Raw genomic sequence first — 17,364 nt, 5'->3', positions numbered from 1 at the left:
AGTGGTGCTGAGGGTTGGCGTTGAAGCCCGTCACCACGGCACGCAAACTGGCGTGACCGCTCAGTTGCGCATAGATCAGCGCGACCAAATGATCCCAGCTCTTGAACGACTTGTCGTAGGCATCCCCGTCCACACGATCCACAGCAGCCTGAAATTGCCGCCGATTGATCGGTTCAAGGAGCCTTCCAAAAATGCTATCGCTAAACCGCATGCCCGGTCACCTTCTGAGTCTCGACAACCAGAAAGTACCTGCTTCACGCCGGTTAAACCGGGCATGCTCCGCGACACAGTGAATCATTCCCCGGACAGCCCTGCCCGCAAGCGGGGGAGGGAGTGCACCTTCTCCGCGCGATCAGTGCATGGAGCCGCGGTGATTGTTGCCGCCGCCCATCGGGGCCTGGTTCATCGACTGGCGGAAGTTGTTGCTGCCGTTGCTGACCGTGCGGTTGGTCGTGTTGAGCTGCGGGCGGTTGTTCTGCTGGTTCTGGACCTGCACCTTGTTCACCGGGTTGTTGTTGAGCTTCACGACGCCGGTGTTGCCGTTGTTGACGCGGATCGGGTTGTTCTGCGTCTGGACAGGCTTCACGTCGACATTCGTGCCGCCCTTGCCGACATTCACCGGCATGCTCACGATCTTGCCAGGAGTGCCGTTGGTAGAGCCTTTGGTCGTGCCGTTGCCGGTGCCGGCATTGTTGCCGCCATTCTGCGTGGTGTTGGTCGGGGGCAGGGTCACGATCTTGCCGATGCCGCCATTGTTGTTGGTGGTGTTGGTCGGCGCAGGCAGGGTGACGATCTTGCCCGGGGTCTGCGACGGCGTGCCGTTCGGCTGGCTCGGCTGGTTGTTGCCCGCCGGCAGGTTGACGATCTGGCCGCCATTGCCGAGCTTGCCGATGACGTTGCCGTCGACGGGCTTCTGCACGACCGGCAGATTTCCATTCATCTGACCACCGCCATTGCCCTGCTGCAGCGGCATGTATTTGGGCTGGCCGAGATTGCCGATCTTGAAGGTCGGCGCAATGTTCTGCGGCGCCAGGAACTTCGTCGCCTGCATCAAGGGGATCAGCTTCGGCTGGGCTGCGAGCTTCAGCGCGGACACGGCATAGGGGCTGGTGCCGTAGCTGTCGTAGAAGGTCTGGTAGCCGAGCGGCGAGTTCGCGAGCACGGCCTTGTGCCAGGCCTGCGTGAGCAGGAGGTTGTTGAGCAGCCAGCGGATGTGATCGCACAGCGGGTCGTGCGGATACATCTGGATGAACTCCTGATAGTACTCCGGCCGTCCCTCTGACACGACGTAGTCGTAGGCCTGGCGCGTCGAGCGGCTCGGCAGGTTGGAGGCCATCTGCACGACGGGCGCATTCACCGGCGCGCGGTTGGCAGCGACAGCGGTGTCGCCGAAGAAGGTGAAGTCTGACGTCAGCGACGAACTTTCCCACGGGATCTGCGCGCCGCTGGTGGTCTGGTTCACTTCCAGACGCACGCGCTTGAACAGCTGCTCGATCGGCACGTTGGGCTCGCGCGCGACGTTGAGGAAGGCCTGGGTGTAGGGGCTGTGGCCGGCGGTGCCGTCGAGTGCCTCGGCGCCCGGCGCGGTCGAATAGCCGACGATCGAGCCGTTCGGCGCATCGACGATGGCAAGGCCTCGGCCGGCGTCGTTGATGCTCGGGAACGGGTTGTTGCGGCAGGCATCGAGGATGACGATGCGCATGCGGCTCGGGATCGTCTCCAGCGTCGACATCACGTCGACCAGGCGCACCGAATTGTTGACGAGCTCGGTCGGGCTGGAGACCTTGGCGTCGACGGGAACGAGATAATTCTCGCCGGCGAGCTGCACGCCGTGACCGGCGTAATAGACCATCGCCACCGTGTTGGGACCACGCGCGGACACCTTGGCGGAAAAGTCCTGCACCACGCGGAGCATGTCGTTCTGGGTCAGGTCGGTCGCGGCGACCACCTCGAACCCGGCCGAATTCAGGAACTTCGCCATCGACTCGGCGTCGTTGTCGGGGTTCGCGAGCTGTGGCGCGTTCCGGTAGTTCGAATTGCCGATCACCAGCGCCACCCGCTGCTCCGGCCCTTGCAGTGCGGTGGGGGCCGGCTCGACCGGGGCGACTTGCGCGGAAACAGGCCCGCAGGCGAAGCCGAACAGGCTTCCGATGAGGCCCGCAGTCATCAGGAAAGGCTTTAGGCGGAACATGGCGTGCTCCTCTGGCACTGATCTCGATACGAGATTGGTTGCGAGGTAGCTTGGCCGCGTTCGAGCCCGGGGTCCGTGATGGCAATCACCATGGGGGGCTGCGTGATCTGAATCACGTTTGGAACCTGCTATGGTGAATGGCCGGTTTCGCCGGCGAACGAAAAGACGAGCCTTCAGGGGAAATGCCGTCACATGCTGAAATCGATCGATCCGATCCTGACGCCCGATCTGTTCTGGCTGCTGGCCTCGATGGGCCATGGCGACGACCTCGTTTTCGTCGACGCCAATCATCCGGCAACGCGTATCGCCAAAACGACATCCTCGCAGCGCCTGATCCAGCTGCCGGGCGTGCGCATGGAGACGGCCGCCCGCGCCATCATGTCGGTCTACCCGCTCGACGATTTCGATCCCGATCCGGTGCGCGTGATGATGCCCGTGGACGATCCCGATCGCGTGCCCGACGTGCAGCGTGCGGTGCTCGCGGAGATCGAGCGCGCCGTCGGCCGCCCCGTCAGCCCCGGCAAGCTCGCGCGTCCGGATTTCTATCGCGCGGCGGCGGCGAGCTTTGGCGTGGTGCAGGTCGGCGACAGCAGGGGGTATGGATGCTTCCTGATCCGCAAGGGCGTGATCAGCTAGGGGCGCCTTGCGTTCGATCGACGGATCGCCGCTCTTGGCGCAAGGCATGACGCGATCCCCGTTTGCGCTATCCTGCGCGTGGCTGCAAACAGTTCTGCACTTGGATTTGAATGGTCATCTCGCAACCGACTATCTATGGTCGATTCATGTCGCGCCTTGTGTGTCTGTCTATTGCTATCGTCCTGTCGCTGCTGCCGGCCACGGCGCCGGCGGAGTCCATCAAGAAACGCCCCGCGCCGGTCTGGCGCGGCTACGGCTTCCTGCCGGGCTACCGTCAACCGCTGAGCAACAGCATTCCGCTCTACAAACAGAAGGACGCGATGCGGCGCCTTGCGCGCAGCGACCGGCGCCATTGGTACATCGATCCGGTTCCCCAATATTATCGCTGGGATGGTGAGTGGCACTATTTCGGCCGGCCCGGCTTCGGCGGCGGCCGCTACAATGGCGGCAGCTTCGGTCCGTGCTGGACGCGGACGCCGATCGGCCCGGTGTGGAATTGCGGGTGATCGCGCGGGTGCGGCGGTCAATCCGTCATTGCTGGCGGAGCGAAGCAATCCAGAATTTCTCTGCGGAAAGACTCTGGATTGCTTCGCTCCGCTCGCAATGACGGGAGTAAGCAGCGCGCTCGCATCAATCACCGTCACCCTGAGGTGCTCGCCTCTTCGGCGAGCCTCGAAGGGCGACGGCCCGGCTGCGTCTCGGCCGTGCATGCTTCGAGGCTCCCCGTGGGACGCGTTGCGTCCCACGGCTCGCACCTCCAGCGACAACGGCTTCGCCGTTGCGCGGGGATGACGGAGCCTCCGTCGTTGCAAGCGTAGCGAAGCAATCCTGACTGTTGCTGCGGAGAGATTCTGGATTGCTTCGCTGCGCTCGCAATGACGGGAGTAAGCAGCGCGCTCGCATTAATCACCGTCACCCTGAGGTGCTCGCCTCTTCGGCGAGCCTCGAAGGGCGACGGCCCGGCTGCATCTCGGCCGTGCATCCTTCGAGGCTCGCCGCGGGGCGCGGTGCGCCCCACGGCTCGCACCTCAGGATGACGGAGTTGATTGTTTCGTCATTGCGAGCGCAGCGAAGCAATCCAGTGTCTTTCCGCGGAGGGACTCTGGATTGTTTCGCTGCGCTTGCAATGACGATGTGGAAGAGTGTACGCGCCCTTACGAGAAGAACGCGATCTTTTCGGCCTGGGTCATGCGGCGGATCGGCGCGAGCGGGTCGTTGGCGGGCGCGCGGGGTTTTTGCAGGATGCCGCTGGCGAGGATGCTGGCGCCGAGCGAGGATTCGGGCAAGGACGCCGACAAGGGCGAGGGCATCGGCAGCGGCGCGGTCGGCGCTGCCGCGAAGGATGCCGTGGCCGCCATGGCCGGGGCCGGCTGCTCCATCACTTCGGCGGCGGCTTCCGCGATGGCATTGGTGAGGCGCGCCAGCGATTCCATCGCGATCGGCGCTTCCTCTGCGTGCTCCTTCACGATCGGCGCGGCGGCGGGCTCCGGCGCGACCGGCTCCGGAAGCTCGGCGGCGGCGACGGGCGCTGCGACCTCCGCAGCCACCGGCTCGGGAATGGCTGCTGCCATCTCGACCGGCTCGATGATCTCGTCGAACTCCGGATCGGGCGCAGCCATCTCCAGCGCGATGGCCTCGAGCACGGCTTCGTCCTCGGCTGCCGCGGCGGCATCGAGCGAGAACTCGTCGGTGACTTCCGCGAACGCGGCAGGCTCGGTGGCCGGCTCTTCGAAAGCTGCGTCTTCAGGCGCGGCATCTTCAAGCGCAACCCGGCTTTCGGCTGCGATCTCCGGCGCGACGGCAGCGTCCATTGCCTGCTCGGCCATTGCGAACGCTTCAGCGGTGCCGGCCGTCTGCGCGGCGGCTTCGGGCGCGGTAGACGCTGCGATGTCCTGCGGCGTCTCCGTAAAAGCCACGGGGGCTTCGCTCGCCATCGCGGCGGGCGCGGCCTCGACGGGCGAAGCCTCTGCGACCGGCGGTGCTTCCCGCACCGGAGCCGGCGAGGGGCGCATAGCCGACGCCTGCGGCGTTGCGTCGCCGTCGGCATCAAGCTGCTCGACCCGATCCTTCAGTAGATCGAATGCGGCCTTGAGCTCAGTGCGGGGGTCGATGGTCGAAACCTGTCCGCAGGCGGCCTCGATCGAGGCGAGCTGCGAATCAATGAGGTCGCAGATCCGCCCGTCGGCGCCGATCTCGCGCCAGCGCCAGGAGATCTCCTTGATGATGCGCACGCCGCGCGGGATCGGGGCGAGGCTCGCCTCCATCGCCGCGGGGTCGAACGCCGCGATCGCGATCGTCTCGGCCTCGCGGATGGCGCGGCGGATCTCGACCAGCGCCTCGGGCAGGCGGTCCTCGACGACGGGTTGCCGCTGTGCCGCAAGGGTTTCTTCGATCTTGGCGACCGCATCGAGCACCATGCTCGTGTCGGCATTGCGGTTGCGCTTGGCATATTCGCCGAGGAACCAGCGGCCGCGCGCGGTCTCCATGAAGGCTTCGCGGATCGCGTCGTAATCCTGCTCGTTCGGCTCGGCCGCACGGGCTGATATAGGCGAGAGGGCGAATGCTTCGTTGGCCATGTCATTCTCGTCGCGCAAATCACTGCGCGTTACTGTAACGATCACCACGATATCGACCGAATCGCAATTGGTTTGATGGCAGGCGAATCACAAATCCCCACGCAAGCCGCCGTGAAGCGGCGATTCGCCGTGAGCCTGGCCCTGTTCTACTCGGCCTTCTTCGCGGTCCTGGGCACGCATATGCCCTTCTTCCCGGTTTGGCTGAAGGCGATCGGTATCGACGCGGCCTGGATCGGCCTCATCAACGCGCTGCCGGCGATCACGCGCTTCACCACGCTGCCGCAGGTCGCGGCCTTCGCCGAAAAGCGACATGCCATTCGCGCCGGCATCATGGTGTCGGTGCTGGCGACCGCGATCGGATTTGCGGCCCTCGGCTTGCAGCAGCAGCCGCTGGCGCTGTTCCTGATCTACGCGCTGACCTGCATGATGTGGACGCCGACGATGCCGCTGACCGATGCCTATGCGCTGCGCGGTGTCGCCCGTTACGGACTCGATTACGGACCCTTGCGGCTGTGGGGCTCGGCGGCGTTCGCCGCCGGCTCGCTCGCCTGCGGTTATCTCGTAGACCACATCGCGGCGCGCGACCTGATCTGGGTCATCGTCGCGTGGGCCGTCGTTGCGGTCGCAGCCAGCCTGCTGCTTCAGCCGCTCGACGATGTCAGGCGCAGGACGACGGAGACGCATGCCGGCAAGAGACTGCTGCACGATGCCGCCTTCTGGGCCGTGATCGCCTCGGCGGCGCTGATTCAGAGCAGCCACATCGCCTTCTACACGTTCTCGGCCATCACCTGGCAGCTCCATGGTCTCGGCGGGCTGACGATCGCGGGGCTGTGGACGTTGGGTGTGATCGCCGAGATCGTCGTGTTCGCGCTGTCGCCCCGCTTCTCGCTGCATCCATCCTCGCTGATGGCGATCGGGGGCCTGAGCGCCGTGGTGCGCTGGATCGTCACCGCCAACGAGCCGTCGCTGGCGTGGCTCGCGATCGTGCAGCTCGGCCACGGCCTCTCCTTCGGCATGACCATGGTCGGCACCATGAATCTGCTCGTGCAGCGCGTGCCGTCCCACCAGATCGCACGGGGGCAGGGCTACTACGCCGCGTGCAACGGGCTGCTGGGCGCGGCGACATCGATCGCGTCAGGTGCGATCTACGCCCGCATCGGCGAGGGCCTGTATTACGTCATGGCCGCGATGGCCGCGGCCGGCGCGGTCCTGATCTGGTCGGCGCGGCACCGGCTCAAGGCTCATCCCCACAGCGAGGAATCGGGCGGATAGACCAGGCTCTCGTCATAGCGCAGGCCGTGATCGCGGTCGCGCGCCAGCAGCAGCGGGCCGTCGAGATCGACGAAGCGGGCCTGCGGCGTCACCAGCATCGCGGGCGCCATCGACAGCGAGGTCGCGACCATGCAGCCGATCATGATCTCGAAGCCGAGCGACTGCGCCGCGTCCGCCATGGCGAGCGCCTCGGTGAGGCCGCCGGTCTTGTCGAGCTTGATGTTCACGGCGTCGTAGCGCTCGCGCAAGGGGGCGAGCGAGCTGCGGTCATGCACGCTCTCGTCGGCGCAGACCACGAGCGGCCGCTTGATCCGCGCCAGCGCGTCGTCCTTCCCGGCCGGCAGCGGCTGCTCGACCAGTGTGACGCCGACGGCATCGCAGGCGGCGAGGTTGTGCTCCAAATTGGCCTCGGTCCAGGACTCGTTGGCATCCACGATCAGCTCGGATTCGGGGGCCGCCTTGCGCACCGCCGCGATCCGCTCCGGATCGCCGTCGCCACCGAGCTTGATCTTGAGCAGCGGCCGGTGCGCCGCTTTCGCGGTCGCCGCGGCCATGGCTTCAGGGGTGCCCAGCGAGATCGTGTAGGCGGTGGTGCGCTCGCTCGGGACCGGGCGGTCGAGCAGGTTCCAGGCCCGGAGGCCCGCCGCCTTGGCCTCGAGGTCGATCAGGGCGCAATCCAGCGCGTTGCGGGCGGCGCCCGGCGGCATGGCGGCTTGCAGCGCCTGCCGGGTGATACCGCCCGCCACGGCCGCCTGCATGGCCTCGATGGCGGCCAGGGTCGCCTCGGGGGTCTCGCCATAGCGCGGATAGGGCACGCATTCGCCCCGGCCGGTCAGGCCGTTCTGGCTCACTTCGGCCACAACGGTCACGGCCTCGGTCTTGGCACCCCGGCTGATGGTGAAACTGCCGGCGATCGGAAAGCGCTCGATTCGCGCCCGAAGAGCCGGAACTTTGCTGGAAGTCATTTTGAACTCTGGCGAAATCTGAACCTGCTAGTTACCTCTAGCAACTAACGTTAACCAGTTGGGGATACCTTCTCTGGGTAAGGGCGCGTGCGCAACTATCTGATTTCCTCCGCCCCGGCACGGGAGCGGACATCTTGAGTAGCGATCCGAAGCTGGAACGGATTGCGAAGGGCAACGCGCTGGCACTCTGCGCCACCGGAACCTGGACCGCGAGCTTCGCGCCGGTCCTGGAGCGGATGGTGGCGGATGCCGAGAAGCTGGCCGGCGGTTCGCAAAACATCTTCATCGACGTCTCCGAGGTCGCCAAGCTCGACACCTTCGGCGCCTGGCTGATCGAGCGGCTGCGCCGCAGCCTGACCCACGGCGCGGTCGAGGCGCAGATCGCGGGCCTCTCCGCCAATTATTCGAGCCTCGTCGACGAGGTGCGGCGGGTCAGGGCGACGCCCGTGGTCGACGCCGGCACGATCACCATCTCGGGCATGCTGGAGCAGATCGGCCGGACCGTGGCGGGGGTCGCCGGCACGGTTGCGGGCCTGATCGACATGCTCGGCGCGGTGCTCGCGGCGGGCGGCCGCGTGCTGATCCATCCGCGATCGTTCCGCCTGACCTCGACCGTGCACCACATGGAGCAGGTCTGCTGGCGCGCGGTGCCGATCATCGTGCTGATCACCTTCCTGATCGGCTGCATCATCGCGCAGCAAGGCATCTTCCATTTCCGCAGGTTCGGCGCCGACATCTTCGTCGTCGACATGCTGGGTGTGCTGGTGCTGCGCGAGATCGGCGTGCTCCTGGTCGCCATCATGGTCGCGGGCCGCTCGGGCAGCGCGTACACCGCCGAGCTCGGCTCGATGAAGATGCGCGAGGAGATCGACGCGCTGCGCACCATGGGCTTCGACCCGATCGAGGTGCTGGTGCTGCCGCGCATGCTCGCCCTGGTGCTGGCGCTGCCGATCCTGGCCTTCCTCGGCGCCATGGCCGCGCTCTATGGCGGCGGGCTCGTCGCCTGGCTCTATGGCGGCGTCGATCCAGAAGCCTTCCTGCTTCGCCTGCGCGATGCCATCTCGATCGATCATTTCATCGTCGGCATCGTCAAGGCGCCCGTCATGGCCGCCGTGATCGGCATCGTCGCCTGCGTCGAAGGCCTCGCCGTGCAGGGCAGCGCGGAATCGCTCGGACAGCACACCACCGCGTCGGTGGTGAAGGGCATCTTCTTCGTCATCGTCATGGACGGCGTGTTCGCCATCTTCTTCGCCTCGATCGGGATGTGACGATGGCTGGCGAGATCCAAAATCCCATCATCCGCGTCCGCGACATCACCGTGCAGTTCGGCAGCACGCGCGTGCTCGACGGCCTCAACCTCGACGTCAAGCGCGGCGAGATCCTCGGCTTCGTCGGCCCCTCAGGCGCGGGCAAGTCGGTGCTGACGCGCACCATCATCGGCCTCGTGCCGAAGGTCGCAGGCTCCATCGAGGTGTTCGGCGTCGACCTCGATTCCTCCAACACGTCGCAGCGCCGCAATGTCGAGCGGCGCTGGGGCGTGCTGTTCCAGCAGGGCGCGCTGTTCTCCTCGCTCACCGTGCGGCAGAACATCCAGTTTCCGATGCGCGAATACTTGCGCGTCTCGCAGCGGCTGATGGACGAGATCACCATGGCCAAGCTGACCATGGTCGGTCTGAAGCCCGAGGTCGCCGAGCGTTTCCCGTCGGAGCTCTCGGGCGGCATGATCAAGCGCGTCGCGCTCGCACGCGCGCTTTCGCTCGATCCGGACCTCGTGTTCCTCGACGAGCCGACCTCCGGCCTCGACCCGATCGGCGCCGGCGACTTCGACGAGCTGGTCAGGACACTCCAGCGCACTTTGGGCCTGACCGTTTTCATGGTAACGCACGACCTCGACAGCCTTTACACAGCTTGCGACCGCATCGCCGTTTTAGGGAACGGTAAGATCATTGCGGCAGGGTCGATCGCCGACATGCAGGCCTCGCAGCATCCCTGGCTGAGGCAATATTTCCATGGCAAGCGCGCCCGCGCGGTCATGGGCTGAGTAGTAGCCGGAGCACCTGATGGAAACGCGGGCGAATTACGTACTGATCGGGTCGTTCACGCTGGCAGTAATTGCCGCGGCGATCGGCTTCGTGCTGTGGTTTCAGTCGCTGCACACCACCAAGCAGCGCAGCCCGCTGCGCGTGGTGTTCGAGGGCCCGGCGGCGGGCCTGCGCAACGGCGGCAGCGTCAATTTCAACGGTATCCGGGTGGGTGAAGTGGTCTCGGTGAAGCTCGACAACCCGCGGCGGGTTGTCGCACTCGCCATGGTCGAGAACAACGCCCCGATCCGCAAGGACACCCTGGTCGGCCTCGAATTCCAGGGCCTCACCGGCGTCGCCGCAATCTCGCTCAAGGGCGGCGAGGAGGCCGCGCCCCCGCCGCCGCTCGACGAGGACGGCATCCCGACGCTGACCGCCGATCCCAACAAGCTCCAGGACGTCACCGAGGCGATCCGCGGCACGCTTCAGAACATCAACAAGATCGTCGCCGACAATCAGGAGTCGGTGAAGAACTCGCTCAAGAACCTCGAGACCTTCACCAACTCGCTGGCGCGCAACTCCGAGAAGATCGACGGCGTGATGGCCAAGGTCGACGGCGTGATGCTCAAGGCCGACAGCCTCATGCTCGGCCTCAACACGCTCGCTGGCGGCAAGGACGGCGGCGAGCTGTTCCAGGCGGTGAAGTCGATCCGCGAACTCGCGGATGATTTCGACAAGCGCTCCGGATTGCTGATCTCGGACGGCCGCCGCACCCTCGGCGACATCAGCCGCGCCGTGAACAATTTCGACCGCAACCCGACCCGCGTGCTGTTCGGTGCCAGCAACAGCGCGCCGGCAGCCGCCCCGCCGCCCGAGCCGCCGAAGCCGGCGGCGAGCGAGCGCAAGCGGCAGTAGCGGCCCACAGTGCTTCCCCGACGTCGTCCTGGCGAAAGCCAGGACCCATACCGCGAGGTCTATCGATTGCGGTTGGCGGGCGTACCGAACGACTGGTTTTCGCCAAACTCCTCCCTGGGGTAATGGGTCCTGGCTTTCGCCAGGACGACATCGTTCCCAATGATTGCCTCAAATAAAAACGGAGCCCGTGAGGGCTCCGTTTTTCATTCGCTATCTGCTGCTCGCTATTCGCGAGCCTGGTCTCACCCCAGCCGGCCCGCCGCGTGGGCGAGCAGGGTGTAGACGAGGCCCGTCTCCGAGGTCAGGTGGCTGCGCAGCTCCTGCGGGCCGCGGCCGTCGCGGGCGACTTCGTCGAGCAGGCGTTCGAACTCCGCGACATAGCGATCGACCGTGCCCTTGAAGTTGCGGTCGGCGCGATATTTGCGGGCGACCTCGTCGAAGGCCTTCTGGCCGGCGGGCGTGTAGAGGCGCTTGGTGAAGGCCTTGTTCTCGCCGCGCTGGTAGCGGTCCCACATCTCGGCGGCGAGGTTGCGGTCCATCAGCCGGCCGATGTCGAGCGACAGCGATTCCAGCGGATTGCCGTTACCTTGCGGGGCCTGCGGCTGCGGAGCCGGTGCAGCTGGGCGGCCGCGCGGGGCTTCACGGCCGGTCGGAGCGCCCTGGTTGGCGTCCGTACGGTTCAAGAGGTCCGACAGCCAGCCGTCGCGGCCCTGATCGTTGCCGCCAGGCGCAACCGGCGGAGCTTCGGTCCGGCGCGAAGTGGCCGGCATGCCGAGGTCCGGCGGCGGCAACGTCGAGGCGCTGCCGGTGTCGCGGATGCGGGTCTCGGTGCTGCGCGCGCCGACGGCCGCCAGCATCGGCTCTTCCTGGCGCTGCACGCTGGCGCGGCCCGCCGTCGAGACGTCGAGGCCACGGCCATGCTGGGCCACGATGCGGTTGAGCTCGGCGAGGGCCTCGATCTGGTCGACGATCACCTTGCGCATCTGCGCAGTGCTCTCGGCGGCCTCCTGCGGCATCTCGAGCACGCCGCGGCGCAGCTCGTTGCGGGTGGCTTCGAGCTCGTTGTGCATCTCGAAGGCCATCTGCTTCATGCTGGAGACGAGGTTGGAGAACTTCTCCGTCGACTGCTTGAACATCGCATCCGCCTCGTCCGTGGTCTGGCGGTAGATGTCGTGCATGGCGTCGAGGGTCTGCCGGTGCTCTTCCTCGGATGCCGCGCGCACCGCCTCGAACTGGCGGGTGATTGCGGCCGAACCTGCGCCGGCGGTCTCCGCGACGACGCGGGCGATGTCGCGGGCACGCTCTTCGGCGGCGGCCAGCGATTCATCGAGCAGGCCGGTGAAGCGCGACAGGCGCTGGTCGAGATCGGCCGTGCGCAGGTCGATCGTGGTGACGAGCGATTCCAGCGCCTGCTTGCGTTCGGCGAGCGAGGCGGTGGTGTTCTTGTTGCTCACCTCGACGACCTGGGCGGCCTCGACGAGCGCCTTGCCGTGCGCGTCGAACTGGGTCGACAGCTCGCCGAGATCCTGGAGCGCCCGCGTGGTCTTCGTGTTGAAGACGTTGAGCTGGTCTTCCAGGTTCTGCGTCGCAGCGCCGTTGCGCGAGGTGACGTCGTTCATCGCCGAGACGAAGTCGGCAACGCGGGTCACCAGCGCCCGCTCGAGCGAGTTGAGGTTGTCGTGCGCACCGGTCAGCACCTCCTGGAGGAGGATGTTGCCTTCGCGCAGACGCTCGAACAGGGCGACCGTGTCGGTGCGCAGGATCTTGCTGGTCTCCTGCATCTCGGTGACGGCCGCGATCGAGACCTGGCGCGACTGGTCGATCGCCGCGCGCGAGGCCTGCTCGAGGTCCTTGAGCGACTTGCCGACCGCGCCGGTGGCGATCTCGCTCGCCGCGTTGATGGTGCGGGCGACTTCCGAGCCGTTGCCCATCATGGTCTGCGAGAACGCATGGCCGCGCGTCTCGATCGACTTCAGCGCGTCCGAGGTGACGCGGTCGATGTCGAGCGTGAGCTGGCTGGTCTTGGAGCCGATCGCATCGACCAGGGCGCCGCGCTTGGCGTCGATCATGTTCGACAGACGGTCGGCCTGCTGCTGCACATAGGTGACGATCTCGTCGGTCTTGCCGGTCATGGCCTGGCCGAAGCTGCTGCTGGCGGCGAGCACCGAGCGCTCGACGTCGGCCGAGCTCGACTTGACCCGCGAACTCGCCTCGTTGGAGGCGGAGATCAGCGCGTTCTGGGCGTTGAGCGCGCTGGTCTGGATGTCGTTGGTCGCGTTCGCGGTGGCCGCGCTCAGCGCACGCTCGATCTCGGTGGAGATCGTGCGGATCTGGCTCGCGGCATCCGCCGAGGTCGAGGTCAGCGAGGTCTGGGCCTCACGCGCGCTGTTGAGGATGGTCGAGGCAGTGTCGGCGCCGACCGCGGTCAGCGTGCGCTCGATGTCCGTGGTCAGCGACTTGATCTGGCCTGCCGCGTCCGTCGAAGCGGAGATCAGCGTGCCCTGGGCCTCGCGCACGCCGCTGGTGAGCGCCTCGATGGTGGCGCCGCCGGCGGTCGCCAGCGCGCGCTGCATCTCGGCCGCGAGCGAACGGACCTGGCTGGTCTGTTCGGCCGAGACCGCGAGCAGGGTGCTCTGGGCGTCGCGGGCGCTGGTCGTGATCGTCTCGGCGGTCGACTGGCCGACCTGCGAGAGCGAGCGATGCACTTCGGCTGCGAGCGACTTGACCTGGCTCGCCGCATCCGAGGACGCCGTGACCAGGGTGTTCTGCGCCTCGCGGGCGCCGGTCGTGATGGTCTCGGCCGTCGCGGTGCCCGCCATCGAGAGCGAACGCTGCACATCCGAGGACAGTGCCTTGATCTGGTTGGCGGTCTCGCTCGAGGCCGCGATCAGCGTGCTCTGCGCATCGCGGGCGCCGGCGGTGATGGATTCCGCCGTGGTGGCGCCGGCCATCGAGAGCGAACGCTGCACGTCGGCGGTGAGCGTCTTGACGTGGTTGGCCGCGTCCGAAGATGCGGTGACGAGCGTGGTCTGCACCTCGCGGGCGCCGGCCAGGATCGAGGCCGCGGTCGCGGAACCGGCCGCCGACAGCGTGCGTTCGACGTCGGCCGCGAGCCCCTTGATCTGGTTGGAGGCATCGCCCGAGGCGGCAACCAGCGTCGACTGCGCTTCGCGGGCGCTGGTCAGGATCGAGTTCGCAGCACCGGTGCCGACCGCGGTCAGCGCGCGCTCGACCTCGGAGGAGGTCATCTTGAGCTGGGCGTTGACGTCGGAGGAGACCGTCATCAGCGACTGCTGGGCGGTGCGCGCCCCGGTCTGGATGGTCTCGCTGGTGTTGACGACGAGGTTGGTGAGCGAGCGCTCGGCGTCGTCGACATGCGAGCGGATCGCGGTCGAGATCATCTCGGCGCGGGACATCATGTCCTCGCTGGCCTGGCGGCCGCTGCTCTCGATGCGGCCGGCGACGGCCTCGACGCGCGAGCCGAGCAGGTCCTCGAACTGCGCCACGCGCACGTCGATGTCGCTGGCGACCGAGCCGACCTTGGTCTCGATGGCCTGCTGGATGTCCTGGAAGCGCGCCGTGACCGTGTCGGTCAGATGCGTGCTGCGGCCGTCGATGATCTCGGCGACGCCGGTGATGCGGCGGTCGACCGCCTCGATCGCCTGCGCGGTGCCGTCGGTGAGCGTCGAGGTCAGGAGCGTGAGGCGCGTGTCGATCGACTGCACGGCCTGCGAGGCGCCGTTCGTCACCGCGGTGGTGAGGTAGGTGAGGCGGGAGTCGATGGACTCGAGCGCCTGCGAGGCGCCGCCGGTGAGCGTCGTCGTGAGGTGCGTCAGGCGCGTATCGATCGTCTGGATCGTCTGAGAGGCGCCGTCGGTCAGCGACGTCGTGAGGCTGGTGAGGCGGGAGTCGATGGACTCGAGCGCCTGCGAGGCGCCTCCGGTCAGCGACGTCGTGAGATGAGTGAGGCGGGAGTCGATCGACTGGATCGCCTGCGCGGCACCGTCGGTCAGCGACGTGGCGAGCGTGTTGAGACGCCCGTCGATGGTCTCGGTGACGGACCTGGCGCGGGTGTCGAACGACTGTTCGAGCGCGCTGACGCGGCCGACGAGCTGCGCGTCGAAGGTCTTGATGTGGCCGTCGATCGTGCTGTCGAGGCTGGTGATCTTGCCGTTCAGCGAGGCATCGAGGTTGGTGACGCGTTCGCCGACCGTGGTCTCGAACTGCATCAGGCGCTGGTCGAGCACGGCCGTGATCTGGCCGCCGTTCGAGGTGAAGCGGGTGTCGAAATTGTCGACATAGGTCTTCAGCGTCTCGGCGATGTCCTGCGTGCGCTGGCCCATGCGCTCGACGACCTCGCCGCCGAACGTCTTCACGGTGCGGTCGAACTCGGAGATGTGACGGGTGATCAGCGCGCCCAGCGTGCCGGAGTCGCGGGCGAACTTCTCGACCAGCTCGGTGCCCTGGTTCTTCACCAGTTCGTCGAACGCGCTCATCTGGAGCGACAGCGAGTCGTGCGCGGTCTCGGTCTGGCTGACGACCTTGGCGACGAGGGTGTTGACGGTGGCGTCGAGCGCCTCGCTCGCCTTGTCGCCGGAGGTCATGATCTGGTTGGCGAGCCGGTGGCCGGCGTCGTCGATCTTGGCGGAGATGTCGCCGGAGCGCAGCTCGAGCTCGAGCAGCAGGGAGTCCGACGAATTCTTCAGGCTATCGTGCACCTGCTCGGTGCGCTCGGAGATGCCGTCGACGATCGCGGCGGAGCGCTGCTCGAACTCGCCGGTGATGCGGTCGATGCGCTCGTTCAGCATCTCGTGGACGCGGTCGGCGAGGTCGACGAATTCGTCGTGGACGTGGCCGGTCTTGAAGTTGAGGCTGGTGGTCAGCCGCTCGCTGGCGTCGAGCACGGCGCGCGTGGTCTCGTTGCTGGCTTCCTCGAGGCGGTCGAGCAGGTCGCCGCCGCGCTCGCCGAGCGCGAGGATCATGTTGTCGCCGGCATTGCTCAGGGCGCCGGTGATGTGGGCGCCGCGCTCTTCGAGCGCGCCGGTGATGCTCTTGGCGACCTCGTCGACGCGCGAGGCGATCGCATCCGAGATCAGCGCGATATCGTGGCGCAGGTCGATCTGCACGCCGGAGATGGCGCTGCGGACCTGCTCGGCCTGGCCGACCAGGTTGTCGCGCTGATGCGCGATGTCCTGGAGCAGGGCGCGGATGCGCACTTCGTTGTCGGAGTAGGCGCGTTCGAGCGCGGCGACCTCGTTGGCCACCAGTGTCTCGAGCTCGCCGGCGCGCGCAATCGCGCGCTCGATGCCGTCGCCCATCGCCGCGACCTCGCGGCGGATGGCCTGGCCGACGGTGACCATGGAATCGGAGGCCGAGCCTTCGGGCTCGGAGAAGCGGATCGCGACCTGCGCCATCGCCTGCGCGATCATGCGCATTTCCTGGCCGCGCCAGACCAGGCTCGCGAGGAAGTAGAACAGCATGATCGGCGCGAAGAACATCGCGATCAGGCCGGCGATGACGAGCACGCCGCCGCTCTGGCCCATGGCGGCCTGGATCGAGGGCAGGAAGCCGACGGTCAGCGCGGCGCAGGCGGCGAGCCAGACGCCGGCGAAGATGGTGGCGAAGGTATAGACGCTGCGGGCAGGGCGGCCCTTCTGAAGCGCCTGGAGCAATTGGCCGATGGTTTCGCGGTCGTCATTGGCGGCGCGGCGCGAGGAACGCGGCTCCTCGATCGGCTCGAACACGGCACGTTCGTTGGCCGCAGGGCGCGGCTCGAAGCTCGGCTCGTCAAAGATCGGGGGCTCCGGGGGGGCCACCGAAGACGCCGTTTCGTTGCGCATCGAGGCGTTGCGGCTGGTGTCCGCAGCGGTGTCGCTGATGTTCAGGGCTTCCTGGATCGCAGAAAGCGCAACTTCTGTCGGGTCTTTGACCTTTTTCGGAGTGTTCGCCATGTTCAGTCCGAGCCCTCGTTACTTGTACGCGTCCCCCCGCGAGCCCCGCGCGCTACGCAAGCCCACAGACCGGATCATGCCGCTTGCGCGGATCTTCGAGCCGTCCCCACCCGGACGGCTTGTCCGCCAATTTCTGCAACATCCTATTTGCAGAGCGTCGCGAATGAAATGCCTGCGATTAAGACAATCTTAATCATCGTTAACAGGATCGCGCCGTAACGCCTTAGCAATAAATGGAATTCTCCACGGAACTCGGTCGATTGCGGCAACTTTTTGTCAATAAACGGGCGGAGTTGCGCAAAACGACCCAAACATTTCGTTAACCATTTCCATGCTTGGGTGGGAGGAACCGCGCGGCCGAACCGGCGGAACCGTCGCGCGATGCCGGGGCCTGCGCCATGACGCCTGAACTGCAACGGATGGAATGGATGCCCTCGCCCCCGCTTGCGCCCGTCGACAGCCCGCTCGATCTCGACCACCTCTCCCGCATGACGCTCGGCGACGCCGAGCTGGAACAGGAAGTGCTGGCGATGTTTGCCGAGCAGGCGGTTCGTCTGCTCGCCGCGATGACCAATTCGCCGGCCGAGGCCGGCGCGCTTGCGCACAAGCTCAAGGGCTCGGCCCGCGGAATCGGCGCCTTTGCCGTAGCGGATGCCGCCGCTCACCTGGAGACCGCGATCCGGACCGGACACGACCGGCTCCCCGCCTTCGCCGCGCTGAAGGAGGCCGTGGCCGAGGCCCGCGCCGCCATCGAGGCGATCCTGAAACACTAGGCCGGCAACCCCGCAAACGGCGGCGTCTCTAGTCTCTTGTTTTGACGCGTTTTCTGCACGCGAA

The 17,364-nt window shown here is 66.7% G+C and carries 12 protein-coding genes; 7 read left to right on the top strand and 5 right to left on the bottom strand.

The window, feature by feature from the left end; translation table 11 throughout:
* Together BM118_RS41025 and BM118_RS39555 are read right to left on the bottom strand one after the other, a co-directional pair.
* Positions 1–211 (bottom strand): DUF4372 domain-containing protein (locus BM118_RS41025; RefSeq protein WP_143099600.1); only part of this gene is annotated, 211 nt, incomplete at its 3' end.
* 141 nt (positions 212–352) lie between these two features.
* Positions 353–2,191: a caspase family protein gene (locus tag BM118_RS39555; protein ID WP_177235095.1), complete on the bottom strand. Its 1,839-nt coding sequence runs from the start codon at positions 2,189–2,191 to the stop codon at positions 353–355.
* A 192-nt stretch (positions 2,192–2,383) separates the two neighbouring features.
* Here BM118_RS39555 and BM118_RS39550 point away from each other — a divergent pair, with 192 nt between their 5' ends.
* Together BM118_RS39550 and BM118_RS39545 are read left to right on the top strand one after the other, a co-directional pair.
* Positions 2,384–2,827 carry an RbsD/FucU family protein gene (locus tag BM118_RS39550; protein WP_092193379.1) on the top strand — a complete coding sequence of 148 codons (444 nt, stop codon included), beginning with the start codon at positions 2,384–2,386 and terminating at the stop codon, positions 2,825–2,827.
* Between the two features lie 146 nt (positions 2,828–2,973).
* Positions 2,974–3,333, top strand: a complete 360-nt coding sequence (locus BM118_RS39545) for a hypothetical protein (RefSeq protein WP_244550346.1) — start codon at positions 2,974–2,976, stop codon at positions 3,331–3,333.
* Positions 3,334–3,981: 648 nt separating this feature from the next.
* Here BM118_RS39545 and BM118_RS39535 read toward each other — a convergent pair.
* Complete coding sequence (locus tag BM118_RS39535; protein WP_177235094.1) at positions 3,982–5,403, bottom strand: hypothetical protein; 1,422 nt, start codon at positions 5,401–5,403, stop codon at positions 3,982–3,984.
* Positions 5,404–5,478: 75 nt separating this feature from the next.
* Between BM118_RS39535 and BM118_RS39530 the strand changes: the two genes are divergently transcribed.
* On the top strand, positions 5,479–6,675 hold the full coding sequence (locus BM118_RS39530; protein WP_092193371.1) for an MFS transporter: 1,197 nt from the start codon (positions 5,479–5,481) through the stop codon (positions 6,673–6,675).
* Here BM118_RS39530 and dgcA read toward each other — a convergent pair.
* Positions 6,645–7,640, bottom strand: coding sequence for an N-acetyl-D-Glu racemase DgcA (gene dgcA, locus BM118_RS39525; RefSeq protein WP_092193369.1), 996 nt, complete (start codon positions 7,638–7,640; stop codon positions 6,645–6,647). The two genes, BM118_RS39530 and dgcA, sit on opposite strands and share 31 nt — an antisense overlap.
* Positions 7,641–7,774: 134 nt before the next feature.
* Here dgcA and BM118_RS39520 point away from each other — a divergent pair, with 134 nt between their 5' ends.
* Genes BM118_RS39520 through BM118_RS39510 form a run of 3 tightly spaced genes read left to right on the top strand, consistent with a single transcriptional unit; the run spans position 7,775 to position 10,576 of the window.
* Positions 7,775–8,908, top strand: a complete 1,134-nt coding sequence (locus tag BM118_RS39520; RefSeq protein ID WP_092193367.1) for an MlaE family ABC transporter permease — start codon at positions 7,775–7,777, stop codon at positions 8,906–8,908.
* Between the two features lie 2 nt (positions 8,909–8,910).
* A complete protein-coding gene (locus BM118_RS39515) occupies positions 8,911–9,681 on the top strand; it encodes an ABC transporter ATP-binding protein (RefSeq protein ID WP_027545159.1) in 771 nt (256 codons plus the stop codon).
* Positions 9,682–9,700: 19 nt separating this feature from the next.
* The gene (locus BM118_RS39510) at positions 9,701–10,576 is read left to right on the top strand and encodes an MlaD family protein (protein ID WP_092193365.1); all 876 of its coding nucleotides are present in this window, start codon (positions 9,701–9,703) and stop codon (positions 10,574–10,576) included.
* 242 nt (positions 10,577–10,818) lie between these two features.
* Here the strand turns inward: BM118_RS39510 and BM118_RS39505 are convergent, their stop codons facing one another.
* Positions 10,819–16,527 carry an apolipoprotein A-IV repeat region-like domain-containing protein gene (locus BM118_RS39505; protein WP_092193363.1) on the bottom strand — a complete coding sequence of 1,903 codons (5,709 nt, stop codon included), beginning with the start codon at positions 16,525–16,527 and terminating at the stop codon, positions 10,819–10,821.
* Positions 16,528–16,925: 398 nt separating this feature from the next.
* Here BM118_RS39505 and BM118_RS39500 point away from each other — a divergent pair, with 398 nt between their 5' ends.
* Positions 16,926–17,300: an Hpt domain-containing protein gene (locus BM118_RS39500; RefSeq protein WP_092193361.1), complete on the top strand. Its 375-nt coding sequence runs from the start codon at positions 16,926–16,928 to the stop codon at positions 17,298–17,300.
* Positions 17,301–17,364 lie beyond the last annotated feature (64 nt).

It is taken from the genome of Bradyrhizobium sp. cf659 (genome assembly GCF_900113725.1).
GTDB lineage: Bacteria > Pseudomonadota > Alphaproteobacteria > Rhizobiales > Xanthobacteraceae > Bradyrhizobium.
The sequence above is the reverse complement of the archived record's forward strand: the minus strand, read 5'-3'. Positions and strand labels throughout refer to the sequence as shown.

Bases quoted from the DNA above. Each gene is read 5' to 3' on its own strand.
- BM118_RS39555 (WP_177235095.1), bottom strand. From the start codon at position 2,191: ATGTTCCGCCTAAAGCCTTTCCTGATGACTGCGGGCCTCATCGGAAGC.
- BM118_RS39545 (WP_244550346.1), top strand. From the start codon at position 2,974: ATGTCGCGCCTTGTGTGTCTGTCTATTGCTATCGTCCTGTCGCTGCTG.
- BM118_RS39505 (WP_092193363.1), bottom strand. From the start codon at position 16,527: ATGGCGAACACTCCGAAAAAGGTCAAAGACCCGACAGAAGTTGCGCTT.
- BM118_RS39550 (WP_092193379.1), top strand. From the start codon at position 2,384: ATGCTGAAATCGATCGATCCGATCCTGACGCCCGATCTGTTCTGGCTG.
- BM118_RS39535 (WP_177235094.1), bottom strand. From the start codon at position 5,403: ATGGCCAACGAAGCATTCGCCCTCTCGCCTATATCAGCCCGTGCGGCC.
- dgcA (WP_092193369.1), bottom strand. From the start codon at position 7,640: ATGACTTCCAGCAAAGTTCCGGCTCTTCGGGCGCGAATCGAGCGCTTT.
- BM118_RS39510 (WP_092193365.1), top strand. From the start codon at position 9,701: ATGGAAACGCGGGCGAATTACGTACTGATCGGGTCGTTCACGCTGGCA.
- BM118_RS39530 (WP_092193371.1), top strand. From the start codon at position 5,479: ATGGCAGGCGAATCACAAATCCCCACGCAAGCCGCCGTGAAGCGGCGA.
- BM118_RS39500 (WP_092193361.1), top strand. From the start codon at position 16,926: ATGACGCCTGAACTGCAACGGATGGAATGGATGCCCTCGCCCCCGCTT.
- BM118_RS39515 (WP_027545159.1), top strand. From the start codon at position 8,911: ATGGCTGGCGAGATCCAAAATCCCATCATCCGCGTCCGCGACATCACC.